The 25,578-nt window shown below is 41.9% G+C and carries 22 protein-coding genes; 5 read left to right on the top strand and 17 right to left on the bottom strand.

Annotated elements, in window-relative coordinates; all coding sequences use genetic code 11:
* Nucleotides 1-39: 39 nt before the first annotated feature.
* Both rlmH and AWM75_RS05690 read right to left on the bottom strand, forming a co-directional pair.
* Nucleotides 40-519, bottom strand: a complete 480-nt coding sequence (gene rlmH, locus AWM75_RS05695) for a 23S rRNA (pseudouridine(1915)-N(3))-methyltransferase RlmH (RefSeq protein ID WP_067979436.1) — start codon at nt 517-519, stop codon at nt 40-42.
* 90 nt (nt 520-609) lie between these two features.
* The gene (locus tag AWM75_RS05690) at nt 610-1,002 is read right to left on the bottom strand and encodes an OsmC family protein (RefSeq protein WP_067979426.1); all 393 of its coding nucleotides are present in this window, start codon (nt 1,000-1,002) and stop codon (nt 610-612) included.
* A gap of 392 nt (nt 1,003-1,394) precedes the next feature.
* Here AWM75_RS05690 and AWM75_RS05685 point away from each other — a divergent pair, with 392 nt between their 5' ends.
* Both AWM75_RS05685 and AWM75_RS05680 read left to right on the top strand, forming a co-directional pair.
* A complete protein-coding gene (locus tag AWM75_RS05685; protein ID WP_067979421.1) occupies nt 1,395-2,675 on the top strand; it encodes an MFS transporter in 1,281 nt (426 codons plus the stop codon).
* A gap of 249 nt (nt 2,676-2,924) precedes the next feature.
* Complete coding sequence (locus tag AWM75_RS05680; protein ID WP_067979418.1) at nt 2,925-4,463, top strand: MFS transporter; 1,539 nt, start codon at nt 2,925-2,927, stop codon at nt 4,461-4,463.
* 91 nt (nt 4,464-4,554) lie between these two features.
* Here the strand turns inward: AWM75_RS05680 and AWM75_RS05675 are convergent, their stop codons facing one another.
* The 8 genes from AWM75_RS05675 to AWM75_RS05640 all read right to left on the bottom strand — a co-directional run bounded on the left by AWM75_RS05675 (nt 4,555) and on the right by AWM75_RS05640 (nt 14,848).
* Complete coding sequence (locus AWM75_RS05675; protein WP_067979416.1) at nt 4,555-5,811, bottom strand: S1C family serine protease; 1,257 nt, start codon at nt 5,809-5,811, stop codon at nt 4,555-4,557.
* A gap of 95 nt (nt 5,812-5,906) precedes the next feature.
* Complete coding sequence (locus tag AWM75_RS05670; RefSeq protein WP_067979410.1) at nt 5,907-6,722, bottom strand: MBL fold metallo-hydrolase; 816 nt, start codon at nt 6,720-6,722, stop codon at nt 5,907-5,909.
* 21 nt (nt 6,723-6,743) lie between these two features.
* The gene (locus tag AWM75_RS05665; RefSeq protein ID WP_067979406.1) at nt 6,744-8,387 is read right to left on the bottom strand and encodes a DUF2207 domain-containing protein; all 1,644 of its coding nucleotides are present in this window, start codon (nt 8,385-8,387) and stop codon (nt 6,744-6,746) included.
* Nucleotides 8,388-8,402: 15 nt separating this feature from the next.
* Nucleotides 8,403-9,239, bottom strand: coding sequence for a two-component system regulatory protein YycI (locus AWM75_RS05660; RefSeq protein WP_067979403.1), 837 nt, complete (start codon nt 9,237-9,239; stop codon nt 8,403-8,405).
* A gap of 9 nt (nt 9,240-9,248) precedes the next feature.
* Nucleotides 9,249-10,706, bottom strand: a complete 1,458-nt coding sequence (gene yycH, locus AWM75_RS05655) for a two-component system activity regulator YycH (RefSeq protein WP_067979400.1) — start codon at nt 10,704-10,706, stop codon at nt 9,249-9,251.
* On the bottom strand, nt 10,703-12,580 hold the full coding sequence (gene walK, locus AWM75_RS05650; protein ID WP_067979397.1) for a cell wall metabolism sensor histidine kinase WalK: 1,878 nt from the start codon (nt 12,578-12,580) through the stop codon (nt 10,703-10,705). The genes yycH and walK overlap by 4 nt, the downstream gene beginning before the upstream one ends.
* A gap of 5 nt (nt 12,581-12,585) precedes the next feature.
* Complete coding sequence (gene yycF / locus AWM75_RS05645) at nt 12,586-13,299, bottom strand: response regulator YycF (protein WP_067979394.1); 714 nt, start codon at nt 13,297-13,299, stop codon at nt 12,586-12,588.
* 178 nt (nt 13,300-13,477) lie between these two features.
* Nucleotides 13,478-14,848: a C40 family peptidase gene (locus AWM75_RS05640; protein WP_067979389.1), complete on the bottom strand. Its 1,371-nt coding sequence runs from the start codon at nt 14,846-14,848 to the stop codon at nt 13,478-13,480.
* A gap of 336 nt (nt 14,849-15,184) precedes the next feature.
* Between AWM75_RS05640 and AWM75_RS05635 the strand changes: the two genes are divergently transcribed.
* Both AWM75_RS05635 and AWM75_RS05630 read left to right on the top strand, forming a co-directional pair.
* On the top strand, nt 15,185-16,069 hold the full coding sequence (locus AWM75_RS05635; RefSeq protein ID WP_067979387.1) for a fumarylacetoacetate hydrolase family protein: 885 nt from the start codon (nt 15,185-15,187) through the stop codon (nt 16,067-16,069).
* A 10-nt stretch (nt 16,070-16,079) separates the two neighbouring features.
* Complete coding sequence (locus AWM75_RS05630) at nt 16,080-16,640, top strand: GNAT family N-acetyltransferase (protein ID WP_067979384.1); 561 nt, start codon at nt 16,080-16,082, stop codon at nt 16,638-16,640.
* 83 nt (nt 16,641-16,723) lie between these two features.
* On the opposite strand, the gene fabV is transcribed toward AWM75_RS05630, so the two are convergent.
* From fabV to AWM75_RS05610, 4 genes are all read right to left on the bottom strand, one after another.
* Complete coding sequence (gene fabV, locus AWM75_RS05625; RefSeq protein ID WP_067979381.1) at nt 16,724-17,923, bottom strand: enoyl-ACP reductase FabV; 1,200 nt, start codon at nt 17,921-17,923, stop codon at nt 16,724-16,726.
* Between the two features lie 49 nt (nt 17,924-17,972).
* The gene (locus tag AWM75_RS05620) at nt 17,973-18,812 is read right to left on the bottom strand and encodes an endonuclease/exonuclease/phosphatase family protein (protein ID WP_067979377.1); all 840 of its coding nucleotides are present in this window, start codon (nt 18,810-18,812) and stop codon (nt 17,973-17,975) included.
* A 137-nt stretch (nt 18,813-18,949) separates the two neighbouring features.
* Nucleotides 18,950-21,124 (bottom strand): PTS transporter subunit IIBC, encoded by a 2,175-nt coding sequence (locus AWM75_RS05615; RefSeq protein ID WP_067979374.1) that lies wholly within the window; start codon nt 21,122-21,124, stop codon nt 18,950-18,952.
* Nucleotides 21,125-21,237: 113 nt separating this feature from the next.
* Nucleotides 21,238-21,957 carry a YaaA family protein gene (locus tag AWM75_RS05610; protein ID WP_067979371.1) on the bottom strand — a complete coding sequence of 240 codons (720 nt, stop codon included), beginning with the start codon at nt 21,955-21,957 and terminating at the stop codon, nt 21,238-21,240.
* Between the two features lie 119 nt (nt 21,958-22,076).
* On the opposite strand from AWM75_RS05610, the gene AWM75_RS05605 reads away from it, so the two are divergent.
* Nucleotides 22,077-23,048: a glutathione S-transferase family protein gene (locus AWM75_RS05605; protein WP_067979368.1), complete on the top strand. Its 972-nt coding sequence runs from the start codon at nt 22,077-22,079 to the stop codon at nt 23,046-23,048.
* Between the two features lie 115 nt (nt 23,049-23,163).
* Here the strand turns inward: AWM75_RS05605 and AWM75_RS05600 are convergent, their stop codons facing one another.
* From AWM75_RS05600 to AWM75_RS05590, 3 genes are all read right to left on the bottom strand, one after another.
* On the bottom strand, nt 23,164-23,772 hold the full coding sequence (locus AWM75_RS05600; RefSeq protein ID WP_067979364.1) for a PepSY domain-containing protein: 609 nt from the start codon (nt 23,770-23,772) through the stop codon (nt 23,164-23,166).
* A 110-nt stretch (nt 23,773-23,882) separates the two neighbouring features.
* A complete protein-coding gene (locus AWM75_RS05595; RefSeq protein WP_067979361.1) occupies nt 23,883-24,191 on the bottom strand; it encodes an MTH1187 family thiamine-binding protein in 309 nt (102 codons plus the stop codon).
* A gap of 22 nt (nt 24,192-24,213) precedes the next feature.
* Nucleotides 24,214-25,569, bottom strand: a complete 1,356-nt coding sequence (locus AWM75_RS05590) for a PFL family protein (protein ID WP_412459293.1) — start codon at nt 25,567-25,569, stop codon at nt 24,214-24,216.
* Nucleotides 25,570-25,578 lie beyond the last annotated feature (9 nt).

The raw sequence follows: 25,578 nt of genomic DNA, 5'->3' as shown, positions 1-25,578 counted from the left end.
ATAAAAAAGGAAGGCGGTTTGCCTTCCTTTTTACTTAGCCTACTTATGGTAAGCATGGTGGTTAATGATACGAAAGGCCCGGTAAATTTGCTCGGTTAAAACCAGGCGCATCAGTTGGTGGGGCAGGGTAATCCGGCCAAAAGATATCGACCAGTCGGCCTGGGCTTTCAGTTTTTCTGCCAAACCTAATGAGCCACCAATCACCAAGGTCAATTTACTATCGCCATAGGTCGCATACTGGTTGATGCGATCGGCTAGTTGTTCAGAAGAAACTAAATCGCCTTCGATAGCTAAGACAATTATTTTCCGGCCAGGTCCAATTTTAGCTAGAATACGGTCAGCCTCTTTAGCTAAAATTTGTTCTATTTCATGATCACTCAAGTTATCAGGCGTTGCCTCGTCCCCTACCTCATCAATTTTAAACTTAGTATATTTACTGAGTCGCTTTTGGTACTCGGCAACCCCTTGCTTTAAATATTTTTCCTTTAACTTTCCTACACATACGACTTGTATATCCATACCAGTCCTCCTCTCAAGCAAATATTATTATCGTAAATAAAAGAAAGCTGGTCAAGCCTGCTTTCTTTAAATCAGCACAAGTGTATGTCTTTAGATAAATTCAACAACTTCTTTTAAATCAATATCAGGGTCTAAAGATTGAATCACTGGACAGTAACGTGATACAAACCGGGTCATTTGACTGGCTCGACGTTTGGCCTTGTCATCCTCGGCATCAACTAAAAAGGTCAAAGTAATCGACTTAATAGGGCGCGGTCGCTCTTCATGACGGGTAAAATCAATTTTTACCCCCGTCAATTTAGCGGCTACCTCAGAATTCTTTAATAAATCACGAAAAACACTAGCGCCACAAGCTGCGGTTGAAGCCAGTAACATCTCTAGAGCGGAATAAGTAGTTTGCCCATCGATATGCCATTGACCATCTGCAATTGGTAAGTGTAAGCCTTCTTCATCTACTTGTAAAAATAATCTTTCTTTTGCCATGATTTCACCTCTCATACAGCTTAGCAGGATTAATGTTCAGACCAAAATTTTTTGCTTAGCAGTAAAACTAATTAATCCACAAAGTTATCCACATATCCACAATTATACACAATTAAAATGCTGATATTATCAGCTTTTTGATCTTTATGCTTTCTTAATGTGTAAAACACTCAAATTTACCACAATTTCTTCCACATTAGAAAGATGATACCCACAGGTTTTTACTAACTTGTCCACATAACTCATTTTTTGTGGATAAGTTTTCCCCTGTTTATTCCACATGAGCTGTGGAAGAAATATGTTCATTGCTGATAAGATTAGAGCCTCACGCTTAAAATTTTACAAGAAAAAAGGTATAATAGAGATGTATATTTTAAAAAAGGAGTTATAAAATGACGAATACTCACCAGAGCGGTAAAAAATTCCACTATGCTTGGATTATTTTATTCGCGGCTACTATTATTCTGGCCACTTATATGCCAGCAGTTACCTCATTATTTAACAAATGGCAAATTGCGGTAACGGAAGATTTAGGCTTTTCACGATCAGCTTTCTCTCTGAATACGACAATTGTACAGGCAGTCGGTATTTTTATCGGGCCAATTGCTTCCAAGTTCTTAACAGAGCGTAATTTTAAAAGACTTTGGACAATTTTTGCAGCTATATTTGGCCTTGGGCTAATCGCTTATGCTTTTGCGCAAAATGCTTGGCACTTCTATATTATTTCTTTTGTAATTGGTTTTGCCTTTATCTCTACCACCTCTATCCCAATGACTATGATGATTAATAATTGGTTTGTAGAAAAACGTGGTCTGGCAACTTCTATTGCCTTTGCTGGGATTTCAGCCGGTGGTTTTATTTTTAGTCCAATTATCACCTATCTGATTACCAACTTCGGTTGGCGCCATGCTTACCTGGTTTATGGTATAGTCGCTTTAGTCATTGCTTTTGTCTTTGGTATCTTTATCATTGATCAAAAACCAGAAGACAGAGGCCTTGAGGCTTATGGTTACCAGCACAAAAACGAAATTAACCCCGAAGACAAGCAAAAAGAGGAAGCAGACCAGGGCAACAATCTGGATGTAGACCTGCCAATTGGTCAATCTTGGACCAAGGCCTTCTTTATCCTATTATTATTAGGGGCAGTGGCTAATGGTTTAGCTAACGGTGGCTCCCTGCAATTCTCCCCTGGCCTAACAGAAGCCCAGGGCCCAGTAGTTGAATCGATTACAGTATCTGCCTATCTATTAGTAGGGGTCTTTGGTAAAATCCTGATGGGCTGGATTAATGACAAATTTGGCTTTAAGGTCACCCTCTTTACAGGTATGGGTGCCCTAGCGCTTTCCTTTGTCTCTATGTTGCTAGCTGGCAGCATGATTGGCCCAGTCGGTGTTGTTGTCTTCTTTGGTGGTTTAGGTATCGCTACTGGTACTGTTTTACCGCCAATTGTGACCTCAACTATTTACTCTAACAAACGCTATGGAGAGGCCTACGGTTATGTTACTTCTTCTACTCAGATTGGTACAGCCATTGGTCCGCTACTTGTGCCTTTGATCTACGACACAACCGGCTCCTACGCAGGTGGCTGGTGGATTAATATTATTTTTGCGGTTGCTGGTGCCATCTTCTGGTACCTTGCCTACCAATTTGCTAGCAATAAAAGCCAAGGTTAACAAGCCCATAATAAAATTTATATACATTAAGCCCAGCCGTTTTGGCTGGGCTTTTAGCTTAGCCTAAACAAAACAAAATGCATACAAAATAGGATAAGACAATAAATGCAAACTCCTATTTTTCAAGCTTTTTAACATTACATGTCTATTTTTTCACAAAAAAGCTTTACTTTATATAATTAACTCTCTATAATTCGCGTAAGCGCTTCATAGAAGTAAGCGTATTACATAATATAAAGGAGCTTATCCATGGCAACAAATGCAAAAAAAGAGCCAACTACAGTTATATTTGATGAGCGCAAAAGGCCCTTCTCTGGACGCGACCTCATCGGCTACTTCTTTGGTGATTTTGGTTGTAATATGAGTTTTACACTTATTTCAGCCTATCAATTTATTTTTTATACCCAATATTTAGGTATTAAGCTAACCCACTATTCAGCGCTAATATTAGTAGCTAAAATTATAGACGCCATTAATGATCCGATTGTTGGATCAATTATCGACCGTTTGGACCCACGTGGACAAAAAAGGGAAAAATTTAAGCCCTGGGTTCTTTATTTTGGCCCGGCCCTAGCATTAGCAGCTACCGTCATGTTTATTGACTCATCAGCCTTTTCATACGGTGTCCGCTTCACTGTTGGCGCAGTCGGCTATATTCTATGGGATTTAATGTACACCTGTGTTAACGTGCCTTATGGCTCCCTAGCTTCAGTTATGACAGTTGAGTCTGAACAACGATCCCTATTATCAACTGCTCGAGCATGGGAATCACAAATTGGTAATACACTATTAACAGTACTTATTCCTTTAATTGTTTATCAAACTGTAAATGGCGAATCAATTTTCCAGGGACAACGAATGTTTCCAATCGCAATTGGCCTAGGCGTGATTGCCACACTTTCATTTTTTATCACTTACTTTAATACTGAAGAGCGCCTAGTTCATGTGCCTATTTCAGAGGCCAAAGAAATTAATCCTGACTTAGACAAAGTTGAAGTTGTTGAGCCAACTAACGAAGTAGTTGAAGGTGATAAGGAAAATAATTTCTTTGATGTGTTAAAAGATTTCTTCAAGAACCGTGCTGTTATTGGAGTTTCTTTGGCATCATTAGCTCAGGTGCTCTTTATCCAAACTGCACCACAACTTTTCCAATTGAACTATCAAATTTATTATGGTGATGGTTCTCTAAATGCTTGGTCAGCCCTACCACAAATTGTGCCGCTCATCATTGGCGCAACCCTCGGGACCTTTGCTTTACGTAAATGGGGTACCAAAGCGGTGTCATCTTGGCCAGTAATTGGTGCCTTTGTTGCCTACTTCCTATACGCTATCTTCCCAGTGTCTCCTGAGCAGCCGTGGATTTTCATCGCTGTACAAACCATTGCTAATACCTTCTCATTCGGTATGTGGGTTTACGTTTGGGGTATGGTCGGTGATGCCATTGACTACCAAGAATGGCAAACTGGTTCTCGGAACGAAGGCTCAATCTATGCTATCTATTCAATGGCTCGTAAAATTGGACAAGGTATCGGTCAAGCTGCTGTACCACTAATCTTAGCTACCTTCATCCCGAGCTTAGACCTTAATAATACTGCGACTTGGACTGCCGAAAACGCGGATGCCTTAAAATCCCTATCAGGTTGGTTCCCAGGTCTTGGTTGGTTATTAGTTTTCATCGCTCTAACCTTTGTCTACAACTTGACACCGCAACTATTGGAGCGGGTTAACAAAGACCTTGGTCGGACTGAAGTAGCTAATAATTATGATGAAATTCATTTCGATGATTAAAAAATCAGTTTACTAAATAAACAGTAAAAAGCCCTGGTTACCGACACCAGGGCTTTTATTGTCTGCTAAATTATTGATATAGGCCTAATAATTAATTAACTTGCTGAGCTTGAGGCTGTAGTTTAACTTGGGCTTTTTGTGGTTTACCATCACGATAATATTCAATTTCAACCGTCTTATTAGGATCTGTTGAATAAAGTGCCTTACGCAGAGAAATATCATCAGTAACTTCCTGCCCATCAAACTTGGTAATCACATCGTTAGCTCTCAATCCACCCGCATAAGCTGGACCATGGCTATCTATTTCATAGATTAGGACACCATCTTTAACTTGGTCTGGTAGATTCAAGACCTGACTTTGTTCTTCTAGAGGCACGCGATTAAGGCTAACCATAGCAATGCCTAATTCTGGACGGGTCACATGACCATTGCTTTCAAGCTGACTAATAATCGACTGCACATCATTGCTCGGAATTGCAAAGCCCATCCCTTCAACCTGGCTGGCTGAAATCTTCATTGAATTAATGCCGATAACTTGACCAGCCGCATTTAGCAAGGCACCACCAGAATTACCAGGATTAATGGCAGCATCGGTCTGAATAGCTGTCACCTGCCAGTCGGCTTGCTTGTCACCATCTAAATCAGTAGGCACTGACCGGTCTAGTCCTGAAATAATCCCTTGGGTAACGGTTGAAGCAAAATCGGAACCAAGTGGTGAACCAATCGCAATGGCTGGTTCACCCACAGTTAAAGCAGAAGAGTCACCAAATTCAGCCACGGTTTCTACATACTCAGCCGGAATTTCCAAAACTGCCAGGTCAGTCCAAACATCGGTGCCAACTAGTTTAGCTGGTACCTGCTGGCCATTACTTAAAATAACTTCCAAGGCATCTGAACCAGCAATCACATGGTTATTGGTTACTAAATAGGCCTTGTCACCATCCTTTTTATAAATAACGCCAGAGCCTTCGCCAGCGGTCTGGTATTCACTATCGGCCTGTTCAGCAGTAGATGGTGTCGCAAAACCAAACAAATCATAAACTCGATTTGTATTAGCCAGATTAACCACTGAAACAACTGCTCCCGCATTTTGCTTCACAATTTCACTTACGTCAGAAACAATAGAGACAGAACCTGAGCTATTTGTGCCCTGGTTACCTCCTTTTAGCTTGCGGTCAACCTCTTGGCTGACTAGCTTGGATAGGTCTTGGTCATTATTAACTTGCCCATCATTTTGATTAACTGCATAGCCAACACCGCCTACTAAAACGGCTCCTACTAGACCACCAATGAGTCCTGAAGCTAATTTTTCATTTAATATCTTTTTATCTTGCTTATTATCAGTCATACGCTTGGCCCTCCCATGTCATTTTTTTCATTATAACGGACAAACATGCCCAAGTCGTGAATAATCTATTGATTAATACTTAATATTTTAATAATTTACAATTGATAAAGTGCGGTCGGTTCCTCAGGATCAGTATCTTCCAAAAAGAAACTTTGGTTAACACCCGTATCGTTCTGATAGAGGATTTGCTCACAAGTTTGGTTGGCAAGGACCTTCATATTATTTTCCTTAGACAAGTGGCCTAGATAGACACGCTTAGTTTTATCACCCACCATATCAGTGAGAGCCAGAGCAACTGCTTCATTAGACAGGTGGCCTTCATCGCTTAATATCCGCTGTTTAAGACGCCAAGGATAGCGCCCCATCCTTAGCATATCTAAGTCATGGTTAGATTCCACTAAATAAGCATCACAATTAGTCAATAAATCACTGAGTTTTTGACTGACATAGCCAGTATCGGTTAAAATGGCAAACTGCTTGCCGTTGTTTTGAAAGGCGTAGAATTGTGGCTCAGCCGCATCATGGCTCACTCCATAAGACATAATATCCAAATCATCCAGGGCTAGCATGTCACCCATTTCCATAATATGCTTTTGCTGGTTGTCTATTTTACCGCATTTATCACCAATTGCCGCCCAGGTAGCCTGGTTGGCATAAAGGTCAATATCATATTTTCGAGCTAAAACACCCAAACCTTTAATATGGTCAGAATGTTCATGGGTAATAAACAGACTGTCGATGTCGTTAATGTCACGATCAATTTTGGCTAGCATGGCTTTGATTTTACTACCTGAAAAGCCTGCATCTACTAAAACTTTACGCTTGGGAGTTTCAATGTAGGTACAGTTTCCAGTCGAACCACTGCCTAACATGGAAACCCGCATATCAAAACTTGCTGGGCTTATTTCCATTATTAGCCTTCTTTCTAGTTACTATTTTAATAATTTATTCAGTTTACGCCCCTCCAAGGGCGCTAAGCTATTGATAATACTATCATAAGTTAGCGGATATAGCCGCCGAATAGTTTGACCGTACTGGGCCTGGTTGTTATAGATCCAGGATAGGAGATAAATCATCGTATAGGCATCCTCATCTGGATAGTTAGTAAGTAATACTTCTAAATTTCTGCCTGATTGGTTACCTAATTGGTCAACCCATTTGCCAACAGACTGCGCTTTGGCTGAATAAATAGGTAACAGCCAATAATAAGCGCCAGCCATCACTAGTAACAAGACTAGGCAGACGAAAAGCGGCCAGCGCGGATCCATCCAGGCAAAAATTTGCCAGCCCAGATATATCGCCCCAACCAGCAGAGCCAAGCCATTAAGTAGCCACAAGCCCTTTAGCAAGCTATTAGCTGGCACATAGGCCCCCTGGTCAGCAAGATACTGTTGCGCAGCTTTCTTTAATTTAGAACCTAGACCTTGATTATTAGTGATGATAGTCTTGATTGAAGTTTGATTTTGGTCTTTTAAGGTCGATAGAAGTAGTCTTTCACCAGGAAATTCGGGTTCGTAGCCTAAATCTGACCAATAAAGATCCCCCACCTGACCCTGGTCATCAGCAACCACCTTTAAAGCTAATTGGCCCTTACTAGTCATATCAAATAAAGTTAGCCAAAAGCTTGCCAAGGTCTGATTCTGTTTACCAACCAATTGTGCCAAGCTAGCCAGTGGCCAATCAACAGATTGGCTTTGAGCTACTGTATCTTGCTTGGCTCTGTTTTTACCCCATATGGTCAGCCCTAAGACTACTAAACTAGCCAAACTAAGCCCAACTACTAGCCATACATGATGACGATGACGGGCCTGCTTAGCGGCTGCTTGGTCTTGGTAAAATTTATTAATACGAGTCACCACACCATCAATATGGGAGGCAGCCCCGGGGGTAACTTCTGCAGTAAACATGCTAGCAGGTAAGTACATTTCAAGCTTAATTCCTGTTTGGGCTGTTAAATTTCGGGCAGTCACTTGAAATGTTTGCCCATCTAGCCAAGCAGCCTCGATATTATCCTGGGGAGCGACTAAAAAATTATTTTTTTGACCAGTTAAGGCCTGAGGAAAGTGGAAGGTCAGGGTCACCTTATCACTGGGATAAGGCAGGCTGGCGAAGGGTTGGCTAATCACAACCGTATCCTTGGCAAGTTGCCAAACCTGGTCAATTTTATAGTTAAAGAAGCCCGTATGGGGGTCCAAGCCCATATGGTTAAAAAGCGTAATGCCTAGACCATTAGGGTCACTCCTTAAGCTGTAGGTCCCTATCTGTTCTGAGATAGATTCAGCAAAAGGAAAAGCCTGGTTAGCGCCTGTGGCTTTGAGGCCAATTTCCAGACTATGAACCTCAGCTTGGTTGCTTAAAGGAATAAAATGTTCCAAGTGATTACGGTCTATATTAAATTGATAATCAATCTGTTCTTTAACCTGCATTTGACCATTAGCATCCACTTCAATATTAGCTTGATAGCTAGTAATTTTAGTCTGAACCGGTTCGTCAGCTGCCCAAACCGGACAGTTGGCCCCTAAGATGACGGCAAGCAGGCTTAAAGCGCAAATAATTAGCCACCTTTTTCTAATCATAGTAAGCTCCTTCTTTTAAGCATTAGTGATTTCAACCTGGATAATCGTACCATTAATGCCATCCACATAGTGACGACTGATTGCCCCATCTTGCTCAGCAACGACCACACACCAAACTGGTGTATAAACCGTCATATCAGTTAGCGGCAGGGTCACATTATAACCTAGGGTTCGTCTTAAAATAGTTGACTGGTCAGAAATCTCATCATTCAAATAAAGATTCTCAACAGCTTGTTTTTCACTGATTAACTTACGGGCACTACCCTGAGTCTTCATCGTAGCAACCAGACGTTGTTCATATGAGGAAACATTAAAGTTATTATCTAAATGAAAAATTAGTTCACTAGTACCATCAGTAATAGGAATATTACCATCCTTAAATTGAATATAGTGGATACGTCGATTAATCGCATCGTAATAAAAGAATTGATAACTATCACCAGCAACAATATTGTCGGCATTAACAAAATTTTCCAAGGGTGCTAGCATCTCATTAGTTATTTCACTAGCTGACACGTCACTAGTTAGTTTAGACAAGACTATATTGGTATTTAGCTGGCTAACTAAACGATTACCACCGTCAAGGGTTACGGTCTGGTTAGCGAAGTTAGTGTTTTCATTAGTCAAGAGTGGCTCGTTAGGAACACGCATTAAAGGCAGGTCCCTAATTTCGTCAGACAAGTCAGTAAACTTAATCCCATCGGCCTTCATTTCAGCAGCCACATTGACTTGAGACTGGTCAATCCGTGGCAAAATAAGCAGAGAGTTTTTTCCCACAAAGACATAGACCAAAAATATATTAAGCAGTAAGAAGGCAAAAATAAGTAATTTTTCTATTCTTCTAAAATCCATACCTGCCTCCTAATTTTCAAAACCATTAATCGTCATATCTTCATCCAATGCCTGAAAACTATTACTATCCTGACTATCCTGGCCTTGTGGGTTTATATGTCGATTAAAGTCGAATACCTGGCCTTCTTGGTCTTTGGTTGCTAAATTTTTTTGCTGGTTCAAATCGACTAAATTACTAAGCAACTGCCAATTCCCACCAAGTCTGATGAACCAGGTCGGCACCAATTCTACTAGACGAGCTGATTCCTGGCTGTAAATCCAATAATAACCAGGCACCATATCCTGGATATCATTTTGATCTATTCCAGCTGCTACTAGCCCTTGATAAACCTCCTGGCCACTGGGTAATACCAGCGACTTACTTCGGTCAGTCAAAGGGGTCTGGATATTTATCGTCGACATCCTCAAAGCCTGAAGATCATTAGCTGACATAACTAATTCAGCCTTAGCCGTATAATCTTGCCCAAAGATCGGTATATTATTGACAAAGTAACGGTAACGCACCTGGTGATTAGCTTCATCATAACTAGTAAAATACCAATTATCGATATTATGTTGGAATTTACTTAGCTGAGCTAAAGAATTAACCAGGGTTGCTTCGTAATCGGTTGGCTCTACTAGGTCACCATGACGTTCAAAGAGCAAGCTGTATGTTTGCGTATTAATCATCAGTTTACCCTCATCACCATAGTAGCGGGTATAAATTTCATCAGAATAATCATGAACTTCGGAAGGGGCTGCAAATAATTGGGAAAGATAGTTGACATTAGCTTGGCGTTCAATCATATATGTTAAACGGTCTAAACGCACATCTTGGTTGGTTAGGAATAAATAACGTCCATCCAGATTAACCGGTATTACTGGCGTAAAAGGATAGTCTGCCAAATTTTTAGCTAACTTACTAATTGATTCCTTTTGATCCGAACTACTAACTATAATCATTTCCTGGGCCTTTTCATTAAGCAAATAAACTTGGTTATCCTCTGCTGTAATAATGACCTGAGAAACTCTTTCCTGGCCACTAAAATCACTATCAGGTGTCTGGCTAATAAAAAAAGAAAGTGGTATCTCGTCAGCAAAGGCCAAAATGGCATAGGCTTGACCAGAGAACTTTTCATAATAATTATCTGCTAGCGGTGACTTAGTTACCTCTAGTTTTTGCTTACCTAGTTGAATCAGGTAGTCATTCATTAATTGCGTTAATTTAGTATCAATCGATTGGCCATATTGTCCATTTTCCTGGTGACGGATTACCTTTCTGACACCAAAGGTTTTAGCCAACTGAAGGTCTTCTTGGTTGTCACTACCAGCGATTTGAGCCAAGGGACGCGACTGGTTACCTACCAAGGGATTAATTAAATTATGTATCCAGGTAGAAGAAGAAAATATGGAAAAAGTGGCTAGGAGTGAAAAAACTACTAGACCAATTAAGACCAAATGAATGAGCCAATTAGACTTTATTTTCATATTTCCCAAGTCTCCTCTCCCATACTAGCTTCGTAAGGCAGGGCAATAAAGAAGGTTGACCCCTTGTCCTCAATTGAATTAACCCAAATGCGACCATGGTGGAGCTCTACGACTTCTTTAGCAATGGCTAGACCTAAACCGGTCCCACCCTGAGCCCTTGACCTAGCCTTGTCTACTCGATAAAAGCGTTCAAAGACATGCGGAATTGCCTTCTGCGGTAAACCGAGTCCTTGGTCTTGTATCGACAACACCACTTCATTATGGGTAGTCATTAGCCTAACGTAAATATCGCCACCATCTGGTGAATATTTAATGGCATTATTCATAATATTATCAACTACTTGGGTGATCCGGTCAGTATCAATCTCTACCCAAACTGTTTCATCAGTAAATTCTCGAACAATCCTAATATTGGTATCCTGGTAATCTTCTGATTTAAGCATAAAATCAAATCTGTCTAAAATATGGTTGATCAAATCATTGAAGAGGACAAATTCAACATTCAACTCTAATTGGTCAGAGTCCATCCGAGATAAATTAAGTAAGTTGGTAATCATGCGAATCATTCGATCGGTCTCAGTTTGAATCACCTGCAGAAAAGATTTGGATAGTTCTGGATCAGACATGGCACCCTCCATCAAAGCCTCACTATAAGAGCGAACTGACGTTAGCGGAGTGCGCAATTCGTGAGAAACATTAGAGACAAAGAGGCGACGATCCTGCTCAATTTTTTCATGCTCAGTAACATCGGTTAAAACCACTACTAAGCCGGACACAAAGCCGGATTCTCTTTGGATTGCAGAAACCTCTGCTTTGATAATGCTCTCTCCTTCATCTACCTGGTCAATATTTAGGTAAATGGCCTCTGGCAAGTCGAAAAGGTCTCGGTTGGTATAACGGTCCTTGAGATTAAGAATTTCAATCACTGCTTGCCCAATGGCTTCTTCTTGAACCATATCTAAAAATTCCAAGGCACGATTATTAATAATAATTACTTTACCTCGCCGATCGGTTGCAATTACTCCATCAGTCATATGCTTCAGGACTGAATCGAGACGTTTACGCTCGGACTCGGTTGTTTCTTGGGCTTCTTTGACACGGACAGATAAATAGTTAATTGTTTCAGCAAGCTCACCAATTTCATCCTTGGCATGGACCACCACTTCACCCGTATAATTGCCCTCAGCAATTTTTTCAGCCTGGTCACGCATCTCTTGGAGGGGTCTGGTGATCCCGGTCGATACTAAAATTGATAGGACTGTGGCAAAGGCCAGTGATACAGCAGAAGAAGTCACAAAAATAGTAACAATATTTTGCACCTGGCTATAAACTGTCTCCAGATTGACATCAACCACCATCAATCCAATATTTTCCCCTGAAGATTGGCGGCTGGTAACCGGTGTAATAAAAGTCTTGGCTCGGATATTTTGATTGGGATCAAAATATACCTTCTCCTGAGTGCCCCCAGATAGCAAGGCTTGTTCCACCTCCGGACTGGTTGAACGCCGACCAATTGCCGATAGCATGGTCGGATTACCAGTGGCCATCAAAAAGCCATCTTCATCTAGAATCTGAATTTCATTTAAAATGGCATTATTAAAGCGGCGAATAGTTTCGTTTAACTGCTGGTTGCGCTCAACTTCCGACAGATTATCATTTTCTAAAATGGGTTGGATAGCATCCATCAGATAGTTAGTTTGCACCTGAACTTGCTCATCAAAAGAGGCCAACATCTCAGCCTCAAGTTGCTGAATAAAGTAGGCCCCTATTAGTTGCAAGGATAACAAAAGCAGCATAAAGAAAACGAAGGGAATTTTAAAGTGAATGGATTTCATTTTCTTGGCTGCTTGCAGGATATATTCTTTAGCAGGCATGGTGCTTACTCCTGGTCAGGATTTTTAATAAAGTAGCCGACACCTCGTCTGGTCATCAGTAAATTAGGATGGCTAGGGTTTTCCTCAATCTTCTCCCTTAGGCGTCTGACTGTTACATCCACCGTCCGCACATCACCAAAATAATCGTAGCCCCATACCGTTTGTAAAAGATCTTCTCTCGTCATCACCTGACCAACATGCTGGGCCAAATAATGTAAAAGCTCAAATTCACGATGCGTTAAGTCCAATTCTTCGCCATGTCGACTAGCAGCATAAGCATCTTCATGAATAATTAGGTCGCCAATCACAATTTGTTTATTTGCCACCTCATTAGTAACAGCTTCAGCCTCTCGCAACTGAGCCGTCCGGCGTAAATTAGCCTTAATTCGAGCCACAAATTCCCGATTTTGGAAGGGCTTGGTGACATAGTCATCGGCACCCAGCTCCAGACCTAATACCTTATCTATCTCATCATCTTTGGCTGTTAACATAATAATAGGCACCTGGCTAGTTTTTCGAATTTCCCGGCAAACTTCTAGGCCATCTTTTTTTGGCAGCATTAAATCAAGTACGACCAGATCAGGATCTTCAGCGGAAAATTTTTCCAGTGCTTCTTCCCCGTCACCAGCTGTCACTACCTGGTAACCCTCTTTCTTCAAGTTAAAAGTTAAAATATCAGCAATCGGCTTTTCATCGTCAACAACTAGAATCTTACTCATAATTACTTTCACCTCTATATCTAGTAGGAGCTAGGTCCTACTGGTTCATAGCTGCAGTTTTTCTCATACTTCTCTTTATTATAACGGAGATAGGTCGTAGTTGCCAAGTTCTCGGGTTATAAGTATACAAAAAAGGCCGAGGGGGTAAACTCGGCCTTTTTTTATCAATGTTAGTTAATTACATTTGAACAGCGAAGCTTGGATACCAGTATTCGCTCACTGTACCATAACCAACTGTTTGACCTGGCTGTGGTGAATGGATATAACCATTATCACCAGTAGAGATGGCTACGTGGTAAGGATTACCATAGTCACCCCAGAATAGTAGGTCACCTTGTTGAGCTGATTCAACAGCAATTTGCGGACCAGCGTATTGTTGCTCACCAGTCCATGAACCAACTTCTCGACCTTCAGCTTCGCGGTAAACATATTGTACGAAACCTGAACAATCAAAACCACCTGGTTGACGACCACCCCATACATAAGGTGTGCCAACATATTGATCAGCTACTTCTAAGACGCTAGAGCCATTGTGTTGCGTTTCTGCAGCTGGCGCGGCTTCTTGAACTGGCTCAGCCACAACTTCTTCTTCCACTGGAGCAGTTTCTGCTGGTGCTTCTTCTTTAACCGGTGCTGGCGCTTCGACAGCCGGTGCTTCATAAGCAACTGGTTGGGCTACTGGTGCTGCCTCTTCAATTGGTGCAGTTTCTGCTTCAGTAACTGTTACAGTTTCTTGGGCTGGAGCTGGTGCTGCTTGAACAGCTGGCGCTACTTCTGCATCTACTGCAGTAGCTTCAGCTGAGGCTGGTGCTGCAGCTGCTGTTTCCGCAGTAGCTACAGGTGTTTCCTCTTTAGCTTCAGCTTTAGGAGCTACTTCCTCTGTAACTGTAGCTTCAGTTGATTCTACTTCATTTGAACTTGTAGCTGCTACTTCTTGCTCACCTACAGCTTCTGAAGCTGGCGCAACAAGCTCTTCAGCAATTGGTGCTACTTCTTCAGCTTGATAAGCAACAGCTTGAGCAAGTTCAGCTTCATCAAGCTTATCCGTTTCAACTACTGCTGGTTCGGCTTCAACGGTAGTTTCTTCAGCGACTGCTGGCTCTTCAACAACTGGCGCTACAGTCGCTGCTTCAGCCACTTGGCCTGCAACTACCAACTGTTGACCAATAAAAATCAAGTCGCCTTGGATATTGTTTAAAGCACGTAAGCTGTCTGCAGTTGTCCCGAATTGGGCAGCGATTTTGTTTAAGGTGTCGCCTGCTTGTACAGTGTAAACATTTTGTCCATCAGTTGCTTGGCTTTGACCTACAACTTGTGGTAATTCAGGAATCACTAGCGTGTGACCAGCGATAATTAAGTCGCCTGAATCAGTAATGCCATTAGCGGCTTTTAAATCATCTAAAGTAACATTGTGCTTTTGGGCTAAGTCGGTTAAAGTGTCACCCCATTGGATGGTATAGTCATCAGCGACAACACTTGGTGCGATTGCGACTAAGGCTGCCGTTGTGGCTAAGGACGTTCCTAACATTGATTTAACTGAAAAACTCATAATTTAATATTTACCCCCTGAGTTATGATAAATCATATTATACAGGCTTGGATTTCTTTTTGGGTAACAAATAGATTACAAAAATTTAATAAATTTCGACTTTATATAACATAGTTAAGCAGATTTCAGTTTTTCTCAGCAAACAATTTTTTAAGATAGGACAGCTGATAAGGCAGCTTTCCCACCGCCCGAATGGTTTAAAAATTTTCCTAAAAAGTCTATCTTTTAAATATTTTGTAATATATCTGTAATATTTAAAAGTTTTTAGGCTCACTAGTGGGCATTCTTTTCTTAGTGTTCTATAATGAAGTTAAATAAGCAAAGGAGCTAGTAACCATGAAACTATTTAATTATGTCACTGATAATGGTAAGAAATTAGCTGTCGTCATCGGAGAAGCCAGCTACGATTTAGATTTCTTAGGTGAAACTTTTAATTATGCGGTACCAAGCGATATCAAATCCTATTTGGAGCACCCTAGTCATTACCAGTTAGCGGATCTCATTCGGGTAGCGGAACGCGAACCGGTTATCCAAGCTGACCAACTTGATACTCATAATATTTCTTTTGCACCAATTATCGAAAATCCCTCTAAAATTATTTGCGTGGGCCTAAATTACGCTGACCATGCTGCTGAAGTTAACATGGCGGTACCTGAGGCCCCCGAAATATTTTCAAAGAGTAATAATGCCATTACTGGCCACCAACAAACTATCTATGTGCCTAAAACAGTTAGCCAGTTAGACTATGAAGCTGAACTAGTCATTGTAATTGGCAAAGCAGGCCACAATATTAGCCTTGATCAAGCTGACCAACATATTTTCGGTTATACAATCGGTAATGACTTGTCAGCCCGTGACCTGCAATTTAAAACCAGTCAGTGGTATTTGGGTAAAACCCTGGATGGTTTTGCCCCGATTGGCCCTTACTTAATTACCCGTGACCAATTTAACCTGGCCAACAGTCGGATAGGCCTTAAACGTAACGGCAAAATTGTGCAAGACGCCTCAACAGCTGACTTAATCCGTAAGCCACAAGAACTAGTAGCCTACCTATCCCAATACATGCAACTACGCCCAGGTGACCTTATTTTTACTGGTACACCACATGGCGTTGTTTCCGGCTTAAAACCAGACCAACAAGAATGGGTTGGTCATGGTGAGGAACTCACTGTCTTTATCGAAGGCATCGGTCAACTCACCAATATTATCAAATTTACTTAAGGAGATTTATATGATAAAAATTCAAGAGGCTAGCCAAGCCACTGATATTAACTACTTGGAGGATTTATATTACGCCAGCTTCCCTCCCGTTGAACAGATTGTTTTTGATAAATTATTAGATTTAAGTAACCAAAACAAACTGGACTTGCTTTATTTAGAACAAGATGGTGAGTATGCCGGTTTGGCCTTTTGCTCGGCTCAAGATGACTATGTCCTACTCAACTACTTCGCAGTAGACGCCAAGCAACGTGGTGGCGGCCTGGGTAGCCATGCGCTCGCTGCTTTAAAGACTTATTATCCTGATAAAATTATGTTCTTGGAAAGCGAATTTCCTCATTCTCACGCAGCTAATCACCAAATGCGCCGACGTCGGTTAGGCTTCTATGAGCGCAATGGTTTTTCCGCTCAGGACTATATTATCCACATGGACGGTGAAGATTATGTCATTTTCTGCCAGGACGGTGAGACTATTAGTTCAGATGCTTATCTTGAATTTTGGAAAAATTATATGGGTAGTGAGGCCCTCGATAATACTTACGTCGCAGAGAATCTTAGCTTAGAAAAAAACTAATCAGTTAAAAAGCCGCTCAAACCTAAAAATAATATAGGTTTGGCGGCTTTTGCTTTTCTAGCTCATCATGGCCTCGATTCAACTTAAGGCTCTAGCGCCTGAAGTTGATCAATTTCAATATTTTTTTCTTGGTAACCAGCCACATCGAAACCATTAAGATTATAAAACTCATGCATAAAGAGGTCGTAAGCCGTAAAATCTGTATTAAAGTTGTCTTCATTTATTTGTTGGACCAGCTCGGTCGTTTTAGCCTGGATATCAGGATCCAACTCCCAAGCATCTGGACGCAAACGTCCCTCATCATCATAAAGTGGTTGGTCACCATAGATCATATCGCGATAAATCCGATGCTTATGCATGATTGGTGTTTCATGTTTACCTGCCTCTGCCATCACTTTGTATAGGGCCAGGCAGTAAACCGGAAAGAAAGGAATAACAGATGAAGCCTTAGTAGTAACAGCTGTTGAGACACAAACTAGGGCTTGTCCGTCAATGTCAGCTAAAAGATTATTTATTTCCCCTGCCTTAGCATCACAGTCAGCTTTAGCCCGGCCCAAAGTGCCATCATGGTAATAAGCTCGATTAAGGTCAGAACCCAGATAAGAATAAATTACTGTCTTGACGCCATCAGCTAGCACACCGGCTTCTTTTAGTGTCTTCATCCAGATTAGCCAATCCTCACCTCCCATTACTTTGACCGTCTCATCAATTTCTTCCTGGCTAGCAGCTGCCAGGGTCTTTTGGTAAAAAGTTTCCTTTTGTAGATTGATATCAGGGCCGACTACTTCCTGACCGATAGCCTTGATTGCTGAAGTGTAGACCTGACCCGTTTCTGGATCAGTACGTCGCCCAGTAGCTAAAGAATAAACTACTAAATCAACCTGTCCGCCAAAATCCTCTTTAATGTAGTCAATAACCTCTTGCTTTAATTCATCAGTGAAGGCATCCCCAATAATATTTTTGGCAATCAAGCCATCCGCTTCAGCTGCCTGCTTAAAAGCAATATTATTGTACCAACCCGGCGTGCCCAAATTCCTTTCTGACTTGGGCCCTTTTTCATAAGACACACCAATCGTATCAGCACCCGCCCCAAAAGCTGTTGAAATACGGGTAGCCAAGCCATAAGAAGATGAGGCACCTAATACTAGCACCTTTTTTGGCCCCTGGTAGCTACCATTTTTCTTAACATAGTTAATTTGGTTGTAAACCTCTTGCTTACAGCCCAAGGGATTGACCCCCATCAAAACATTTCCCCTCATGGTTGCTTGTGGTTGAATTGCCATACTAAATCTCCTTTTACTTTTTTTAACATTGTATCAGATTTATATGGTTTTAGAAACTAGTTGACCTAGTTAAAGTCAAGGCAATGCCAAAATGATCACTGACCTGCGGCATAGCTTGGCCGTCGAATAAGGTTTGGTAGCTTTGAACATTCAGATTAGGGCTAACAAAGAAGTAGTCAATTCGTTTGGCAGCATCATCGCCCTCCCAACCATCTATTTCACCCGGTACCGTGGCTTGCCCCTGAGGACTAGTTGCCATTCGGTAAGCATCTAACAGGTCGCTCGTGGCTAAGACATAATCATAGCCTTGATCGTTGACATGAGCTAACTGATTAAAATCACCACCCACAATTTTACGACCACCACTAGTAAGGATTTTCCGGGTTTGGTCCCATTCTGCTTGAAAACTTTGTCCCGGGTACTCATCATCTACTGACTGCCACCAGGAATAATGACCAGAAACTAATTCCAAATCTTTTTCAGATAGGTGAACCGCTAAAACCACACGTCGTCGATAGTCCTGGTAGTCCTGGTTGGTTGAAATGCGTTGACATCTAGCAGCAAAAGAACTTTTAGCGAGAATGGCTAACCCTTCATCATATTTGCCATATCCCACGTGGGCAGGAGTCCAAGACCAGTAGTAAGGGTAGTCTAAAAGCTTTAATAGCTGATAGGCATAATTCGATTGTTTTATAGGAATATCGACCTCTTCATGACTGGGCCGGATAAACCGGGTGGGCTTGACCACTGGGTCAGCCAGCAATTGATTGACTTCTTGTAAGAGAATATAGTCGTAATCCTGGTCATTAATATGCTGAGCTAAGCTCGCTAATTTTTCCAATGGCTGGTCTTCTTCCCAAGCATGGACATTTAAGGTCATTATTTTCATCTACTTACCTCCCTAATGTAAATCGGACAAATCTTGATATCCTTATCTTAACCTACAAATATCTTTATTGGCTACCGAGCTAATCTAGCTCAAGTATAAAAAAGTAGCTGGGAATTTCCCAGCTACTTTTTTTATCTCTACTGTTTAATCGTGGCAATGCGACTGCCACGCGCTTGCTGGCCAGTTTGCTCTAATTTAAATTCTGATTTATCGGTCATATTAGTGAAGGCTACAATAACGTCGCTAGCTTTACCTGCGGCTTCAACAGCTTGGATATCCATATGGCCAATTTCTTGACCAATATCAACCAAGTCGCCTTCAGCAACTATGATTTCAAACAGCTCCCCTTCAAGTTCAACCGTATCAATACCTATATGAACTAGGACTTCAGCCCCGTTATCGGTAGTAATGCCCAAGGCATGTTTGGTTGGAAAAACAGATTGCACAACCCCTTTAACCGGCGAAACTAATTCACCGTTACTTGGCTTAATGGCAAAACCATCACCCATCATCTTATTAGAAAAGACCTCGTCAGAAACTTCAGCAATAGCGGTTACTTGGCCATCAACAGGTGTCGCTACCTCTTCAGCAGCGGCTACTTCTTCAACTTGGTCAGACTTGTTATCTGCTGCTGTTCCCTTAATTTCTAAATTTGGAATATCTTGACCTGAATCAAGCACATCTTGGATATCTGACTTAAGTACATCAGCCTTAGGGCCATAAACGGCTTGCACACCACGATCTTTTAAGACAAAACCACGCGCCCCGTTCTTGAGCCACAGCTCTTTGTCCCCAACTTGACTTTCATCCTGGACGGTCACCCGTAAGCGAGTCATACAAGCATCAACAAATTCAATATTATCTGGCCCACCTAAGAGATTGATAATGTTATAAACTTCTTGATTTGCATCGACCGCATTAGCTTGACTAGCTTCGGCTTGATCAGCCTGGGTAGCCTCATAATTACCATTACGGCCAGGCGTTGCGTAGTTGAATTTACGGATAAAGAAGTTAGCAATAAAGTAGGAGATGACAGCAAAAAGAGCTGTAACCCATACAAAGTTAAAGAGGTCACCTAAAATACCAGCATTAGCAATCAAGGGAATCCGGGTAATTAACTCAATTACCCCAAATGAGTGGACACGGAGATTCACTAAATCCGCCATGGCAAAAGCCAAACCTTGCAAACCGGCATATACTAAGTATAGCGGCATAGCGGCAAACATGAACATAAATTCTATCGGTTCAGTTACCCCTGTCAAGAATACTGCCAAAGCTGTTGAAATATACATAGATTTATAGGCATCTTTTTTATCCTGGTCAACATTTCGATACATAGCATAGGCAACCCCCATGGTAATACCCATAGAACCTATCATCTGGCCGACTTTGAAACGAGCTGGCGTTACATTATTTAGCAAGCTTTGATAAGCCTGGCTGTCACCTGCTTGACGTAAGTTAGCCAAGTCGCTTGCCCAGGCAAACCAAAGTGGGTCTTGTCCTTGTACAAGCTGACCCATATTAGCTCCAGTTAAAATTTCATAGGTACCACCAATTTCCGTATAATTAATTGGAATAGTTAGCATATGGTGGAGACCAAATGGTAGTAAAAGACGTTCCATGGCACCAAAGACAAATGGTGCTACAAAGGGTGCTGTTTCTTGAGAAGAAGCAATCCAAACCCCAAAACTATTGATAGCGGTCTGAATAAATGGCCAAACTACTGAAAGAATTAGGGCCGCAATAGCTGACCAAAGAATAACGACAAATGGCACAAAGCGTTTGCCATTAAAGAATGATAAAGCATCCGGTAATTTGCGGAAATTGTAGTATTTATTATAGGCTGTTGCCCCCATAAAGCCAGCAATAATCCCAACAAATACCCCCATATTTAAGGCTGGGGCTTCTAGGACACTAGTGAAATAACCGTTCACTGGGATGACCTGGCCAAAAAGCGTTGTTGTGGTTGCGCTTGCATCGGCCAGCATCTCTGGGGTTACGCCAAAAATAGATCCTGTGATTCGGTTTAAAAGTACAAAGCCAATAGCGGCTGCAAAGGCACCACCAGCACGGTCACGGGCCCAGGAGCCACCAATTGCCACTGCAAAAAGCAAGTGAAGATTACCGATAATGGCCCAACCGATATTAGCCACTACATCGCCCAAAGTTACTAGGAAAGCCCAATCTGGATTGATTAAGGGAATAGTAGCCCCCAAACTAATCATTAAACCGGCAGCGGGCATAACTGCAATAACGGCCATTAAGGACTTACCAAATTTTTGCCAAAAATCAAAAGAGAAAAATTTCTTCATTTCTGCCACTCCTTATATTATTTTCCTTATAATAATATAATGAAAGCGCTACAAAAACAAGAGAAACAGGAGAATTCACCAAAAATTATGCAATCGTTTGCAAATAATCCAGGTTAATCGCTCAATTCCAGGTTTGCATAAACCAATTTTTGTTTTTTACTCAGCTCTGGCTGGTAAGTATAGCCTAGACTAGTAAAATCCTTAAAGCTCGCCAACGAAAAATCCTGGTAAAGCAAGAGATAGTTAGCTAGTTGACCGCGCAATTTTTTAGCTGTTGCTGAAGGCGCCGCTTTCTGCGTCCGAGCATCCCTAAGAAATACTATATCAATCACTTCATTTTCTTGACGATTAACTAGGTTAGCAAACTCTTGAGAGGCTAAGTTAAAAATTCTATAGCCTTGCAGCTGGTCATGGTAGTTATCCAACCAGGCCTGGCGTAGACTAGTATCCCCTAGATTGAGTCGACAATTAAAATCTAACCGATAAGGATTAATTGCTTGGCTAGGTTTAAGCGGGCCATAGAGCGCTGACAGGATACGCAGGTGTTGATCACAGAACTCGGAATCCAACTGATCAAAGTGTAACTGGCGAAAAGCCAGACCCTGATAGGTTGCTTTAGCAGGTTTAGCGTAATCATCTAGCAAGCGTTGGTAGCATGCCACAACTTGCTGGGCCTTATCTGCCTTGATTTTAAAAATCTGACCGATTTGCTCTAAATTCATCTCTAAAAGAGTTGACCGAACATGATTACTATATGCATTAACTAAAGGCCGTTCTTGACCCACTGTCATATCCATCTCCTTGGCTGGTGATAGGATAATTATCTCTTTCATATACTCACCTCAATCAAATTTTATCATAGCTGACTAGGCGTCAGCCCGGATTACTTTATTTCGAAACAGAAACAATGTATACTAGGATTGTAACTTGTTCAGTATAAAAGGAGGATTTTATGGGATTACTAGTAGATGGTAAATGGGTTGACCAGTGGTATGATACCGAGTCAACAGGTGGACGCTTCGTCCGTAAAGATTCACAATTTAGAAATTGGATTACCCCGGATGGCCAACCTGGTCCAACAGGTGAAGGCGGATTCAAGGCGGAAGCTGATCGCTACCACCTCTATGTGAGTCTGGCTTGTCCTTGGGCTAGCCGGGCGATGATTTACCGTAGCCTAAAAGGCCTTGAAGACATGATTAGTGTATCTGTCGTTAACCCTGTCATGTTAGAACACGGCTGGACCTTCGAGGAAGGGCCTGGTGTGATTAGCGACCCAGTTTACCAAGCAGACTATATGTATGAGATTTACCAGCATGAGGACCCTGAATATACTGGTCGGGTAACTGTACCAGTTCTCTTTGATAAAAAGCAAAAAAGAATTGTTAATAATGAATCGGCTGATATTATCCGCATGTTTAATTCGGCCTTTGATGGGATCGGTGCCAAAGAAGGAAACTACAATCCTGATGAATTAATAGATGAAATCGACCGAGTCAATGATGAAGTCTATGATGCTGTTAATAATGGTGTTTATAAGGCTGGCTTTGCCACTGACCAAGATGTCTACCAAGAAGAAGTTAAAAAACTCTTCAAGGAATTAGATAAGTTAGAAAACCATTTGACTGACCACGACTACCTAGTCGGTGACCAGATTACCGAAGCCGACTGGCGCCTCTTCACCACCTTGGTTCGCTTTGACTCTGTCTATTTCGGCCACTTCAAATGTAACTTAAAAGAACTACGGCAATACCCTAAGCTATGGGAATACACCCGTCGCCTCTACAACTGGCCAGGTGTTAAAGAAACTGTTGACTTTGACCATATTAAAACCCACTATTACAAGAGTCATACTACCATCAATCCAAATGGTATTGTCCCTGCCGGTCCAGACATTGACTGGACCTGGTCAGCTGACGAAAAATAGTTGAGTGATTAAAAAATATGAACTTTGGCATGCAGGAATCAACGATTGAAAAAATTAGTAAATATTAGCCTTAATAAAAAAGACTGGCCGCGGCCAGTCTTTTTTAAGTAGGCAATTAATCTTCACGAATAACGTCACCTGAATTAGCATCGATAATTAAATCAACATCACCAGTTAGGTCAACTTCATAAACTAGGGTGTCACCTTCAAATTCAATTGTCCAGCCTTCAACAACTGCACCAGCAGTATGAGCTAGGGCTAATTCAATGATTTCCTCAGGAGACTTGAAGGTACCAAATTGAATTTCAGGACGAGCACCCTCTTGTGATTCCATTTCTTGGGCAACAACGTCACCAGTTTGTGCATCTACTTCAACTTCATAATCATAAGTATCATCATAACCATGGAAGTTATAGACGTAGCGGCCATCTTCTTCTTCGAATTCTACCTTATAGGCACCAGCCTGTGGTTGCTGTTCGTTAAAAATAGCTGTAGCATCTGCTAAACTAATTGCAAATTCTTGATTTTCTATACCTGTCGCAACGTTAGCGTTGGCTTGACTTGAAGCAGCTTGACTTTCGGTTTGGCTAGTTGCTTGACTTGAGGCAGCTTGACTAGTTGCTTCTGAGCTTGATGCTTGGTTGGCTTGATTTTGGTTAGAGCCACATGCAGCTAATACGAAAGCTGACGACAAGGTCACTAGGGCTAAATTTAATTTTTTCATTATAAATTCCTCCTTATTGCTATACTACTAGCCTATCGTAAATAAAAACGAATTCAAAGTAAAAGGCCTCAGAGAGTGGAAAAATCAGTCTCGAGGCCTAGTCCATCTAATTATTTATCGGTTAGCTTAGCTGTCACACTCGCTAACTTATCTTTTGTCTGTCCCTTTTTATCACGCCGATCGTCAATCTTAATCACTGTATAAACCCGATCAATACCTTTAGCAAAAACAGCCTCCTGCATTTGCCGAACTAGATCAAAAAGACGGTCGATATCCCCGGTTAAAATAGTTCCCATGGCCGTTAACTCCACTTCGACATCAGTTACATCCTTAACCACATCATAGGCGGCTGCCACATATTCGCTGACTGAGGTCGTTTCTGTCGCAATTGGTAATAAGGTCAATTCTAAAATAGCCATATTTAAGACTTCCTTTCCATATTTAGTTCTTCAAACTCTGCAGGGGAGCTGGCATCCGCCCCCCTCGATGGATAAAAGTATCAGGTTTAGTCAGATTAACGGGCGTTACTGGGGCGCGGCCAAAAAGGCCACCCCAATCTAACTGGTCACCTTCAGCCATGCCAATAGCTGGAATAACACGGACGGCTGTCGTTTTGGAATTAATCATGCCAATCGCCGCTTCATCAGCAATTATTGCTGAAATAATTTCAGCAGATGTGTCTCCTGGAATCACAATCATATCTAGTCCTACCGAGCACACTGCCGTCATGGCAGTCAAAGTAGCCAAAGACAGGTTACCAGCTTCAGTAGCAGCAATCATACCAGCATCCTCAGAAACCGGAATAAAAGCACCAGACAAGCCTCCCACACTGGACGAGGCCATAACGCCACCTTTTTTAACGGCATCATTTAAAAGGGCCAAAGTAGCAATAGTCCCATGGCCGCCTACTTGGTCTAGACCCATTTCTTCTAATATATAAGCTACCGAGTCCCCCACAGCTGGAGTTGGGGCCAAAGAAATATCGACAATCCCAAAAGGCACACCTAGACGGTCAGCCGCTTCACTAGCTACCAATTGACCTACCCGAGTAATCTTAAAGGCAGTCCGTTTAATCAGGTCCGCAACTTCCTGAATTGGAGCCTCCTTAGGCAACTTACTGAGGGCTGAGCGGACTACACCAGGCCCGGAAACACCAACATTAATCACCACATCGGCCTCCCCTGTCCCATGGAAAGCGCCCGCCATGAAAGGATTATCCTCCACGGCATTACAAAAAACAACTAACTTAGTGGCGCCCACACATTGGTTATCCTGGGTCAAGGTGGCACAATCCCTTACAACCCGCCCCATTAATGCGACCGCATCCATATTAAGACCGGCTCTGGTTGAGCCAATATTAACTGACCCGCACACCCGGTCAGTCTCAGCCAGTGCCTGGGGCAAAGACTCAATTAAAGCTCGGTCTCCTGGTCCAAAGCCTTTTTGCACCAAGGCTGAATAACCACCGATAAAGTTAACCCCTACATCTGCTGCTACCTGATCAAGAGTACGCGCGTACTTGAGTGGATCGCCACCAGAGGCTGCTAATAGATGGGCGATAGGCGTTACTGATATGCGCTTGTTAACAATAGGAATCCCATACTTAGCCTCCAAGGCTTCACCAGTCTTGACCAAATCTTTAGCTGATCGATAAATTTTATCGTAAACCCGTTGACAGGACCGGTCAATATCACTGTCCATACAATCCAAGAGAGAAATCCCCATAGTGATGGTCCGAATATCTAAATCCTCTTCATGAATCATAGTAATGGTTTCTAAAATACTTTCACGATTAATCATAGTTCC

This window comes from Aerococcus urinaehominis (assembly GCF_001543245.1).
In the GTDB taxonomy this organism is placed as follows: domain Bacteria; phylum Bacillota; class Bacilli; order Lactobacillales; family Aerococcaceae; genus Aerococcus; species Aerococcus urinaehominis.
Note: the sequence above shows the minus strand (reverse complement) of the source record. Positions and strands in the feature narration are given on the sequence as shown.

What these genes read in the sequence shown, in the direction of transcription:
- AWM75_RS05615 (WP_067979374.1), bottom strand. Translation starts at nt 21,124, where the DNA reads ATGAAGAAATTTTTCTCTTTTGATTTTTGGCAAAAATTTGGTAAGTCC.
- AWM75_RS05675 (WP_067979416.1), bottom strand. Translation starts at nt 5,811, where the DNA reads ATGACTGATAATAAGCAAGATAAAAAGATATTAAATGAAAAATTAGCT.
- walK (WP_067979397.1), bottom strand. Translation starts at nt 12,580, where the DNA reads ATGCCTGCTAAAGAATATATCCTGCAAGCAGCCAAGAAAATGAAATCC.
- fabV (WP_067979381.1), bottom strand. Translation starts at nt 17,923, where the DNA reads ATGGCAATTCAACCACAAGCAACCATGAGGGGAAATGTTTTGATGGGG.
- AWM75_RS05670 (WP_067979410.1), bottom strand. Translation starts at nt 6,722, where the DNA reads ATGGAAATAAGCCCAGCAAGTTTTGATATGCGGGTTTCCATGTTAGGC.
- AWM75_RS05685 (WP_067979421.1), top strand. Translation starts at nt 1,395, where the DNA reads ATGACGAATACTCACCAGAGCGGTAAAAAATTCCACTATGCTTGGATT.
- AWM75_RS05610 (WP_067979371.1), bottom strand. Translation starts at nt 21,957, where the DNA reads ATGAAAGAGATAATTATCCTATCACCAGCCAAGGAGATGGATATGACA.
- AWM75_RS05630 (WP_067979384.1), top strand. Translation starts at nt 16,080, where the DNA reads ATGATAAAAATTCAAGAGGCTAGCCAAGCCACTGATATTAACTACTTG.
- AWM75_RS05665 (WP_067979406.1), bottom strand. Translation starts at nt 8,387, where the DNA reads ATGATTAGAAAAAGGTGGCTAATTATTTGCGCTTTAAGCCTGCTTGCC.
- AWM75_RS05660 (WP_067979403.1), bottom strand. Translation starts at nt 9,239, where the DNA reads ATGGATTTTAGAAGAATAGAAAAATTACTTATTTTTGCCTTCTTACTG.
- AWM75_RS05635 (WP_067979387.1), top strand. Translation starts at nt 15,185, where the DNA reads ATGAAACTATTTAATTATGTCACTGATAATGGTAAGAAATTAGCTGTC.
- rlmH (WP_067979436.1), bottom strand. Translation starts at nt 519, where the DNA reads ATGGATATACAAGTCGTATGTGTAGGAAAGTTAAAGGAAAAATATTTA.
- yycF (WP_067979394.1), bottom strand. Translation starts at nt 13,299, where the DNA reads ATGAGTAAGATTCTAGTTGTTGACGATGAAAAGCCGATTGCTGATATT.
- AWM75_RS05605 (WP_067979368.1), top strand. Translation starts at nt 22,077, where the DNA reads ATGGGATTACTAGTAGATGGTAAATGGGTTGACCAGTGGTATGATACC.
- AWM75_RS05595 (WP_067979361.1), bottom strand. Translation starts at nt 24,191, where the DNA reads ATGGCTATTTTAGAATTGACCTTATTACCAATTGCGACAGAAACGACC.
- AWM75_RS05620 (WP_067979377.1), bottom strand. Translation starts at nt 18,812, where the DNA reads ATGAAAATAATGACCTTAAATGTCCATGCTTGGGAAGAAGACCAGCCA.
- AWM75_RS05600 (WP_067979364.1), bottom strand. Translation starts at nt 23,772, where the DNA reads ATGAAAAAATTAAATTTAGCCCTAGTGACCTTGTCGTCAGCTTTCGTA.
- AWM75_RS05680 (WP_067979418.1), top strand. Translation starts at nt 2,925, where the DNA reads ATGGCAACAAATGCAAAAAAAGAGCCAACTACAGTTATATTTGATGAG.
- yycH (WP_067979400.1), bottom strand. Translation starts at nt 10,706, where the DNA reads ATGAAAATAAAGTCTAATTGGCTCATTCATTTGGTCTTAATTGGTCTA.
- AWM75_RS05690 (WP_067979426.1), bottom strand. Translation starts at nt 1,002, where the DNA reads ATGGCAAAAGAAAGATTATTTTTACAAGTAGATGAAGAAGGCTTACAC.
- AWM75_RS05640 (WP_067979389.1), bottom strand. Translation starts at nt 14,848, where the DNA reads ATGAGTTTTTCAGTTAAATCAATGTTAGGAACGTCCTTAGCCACAACG.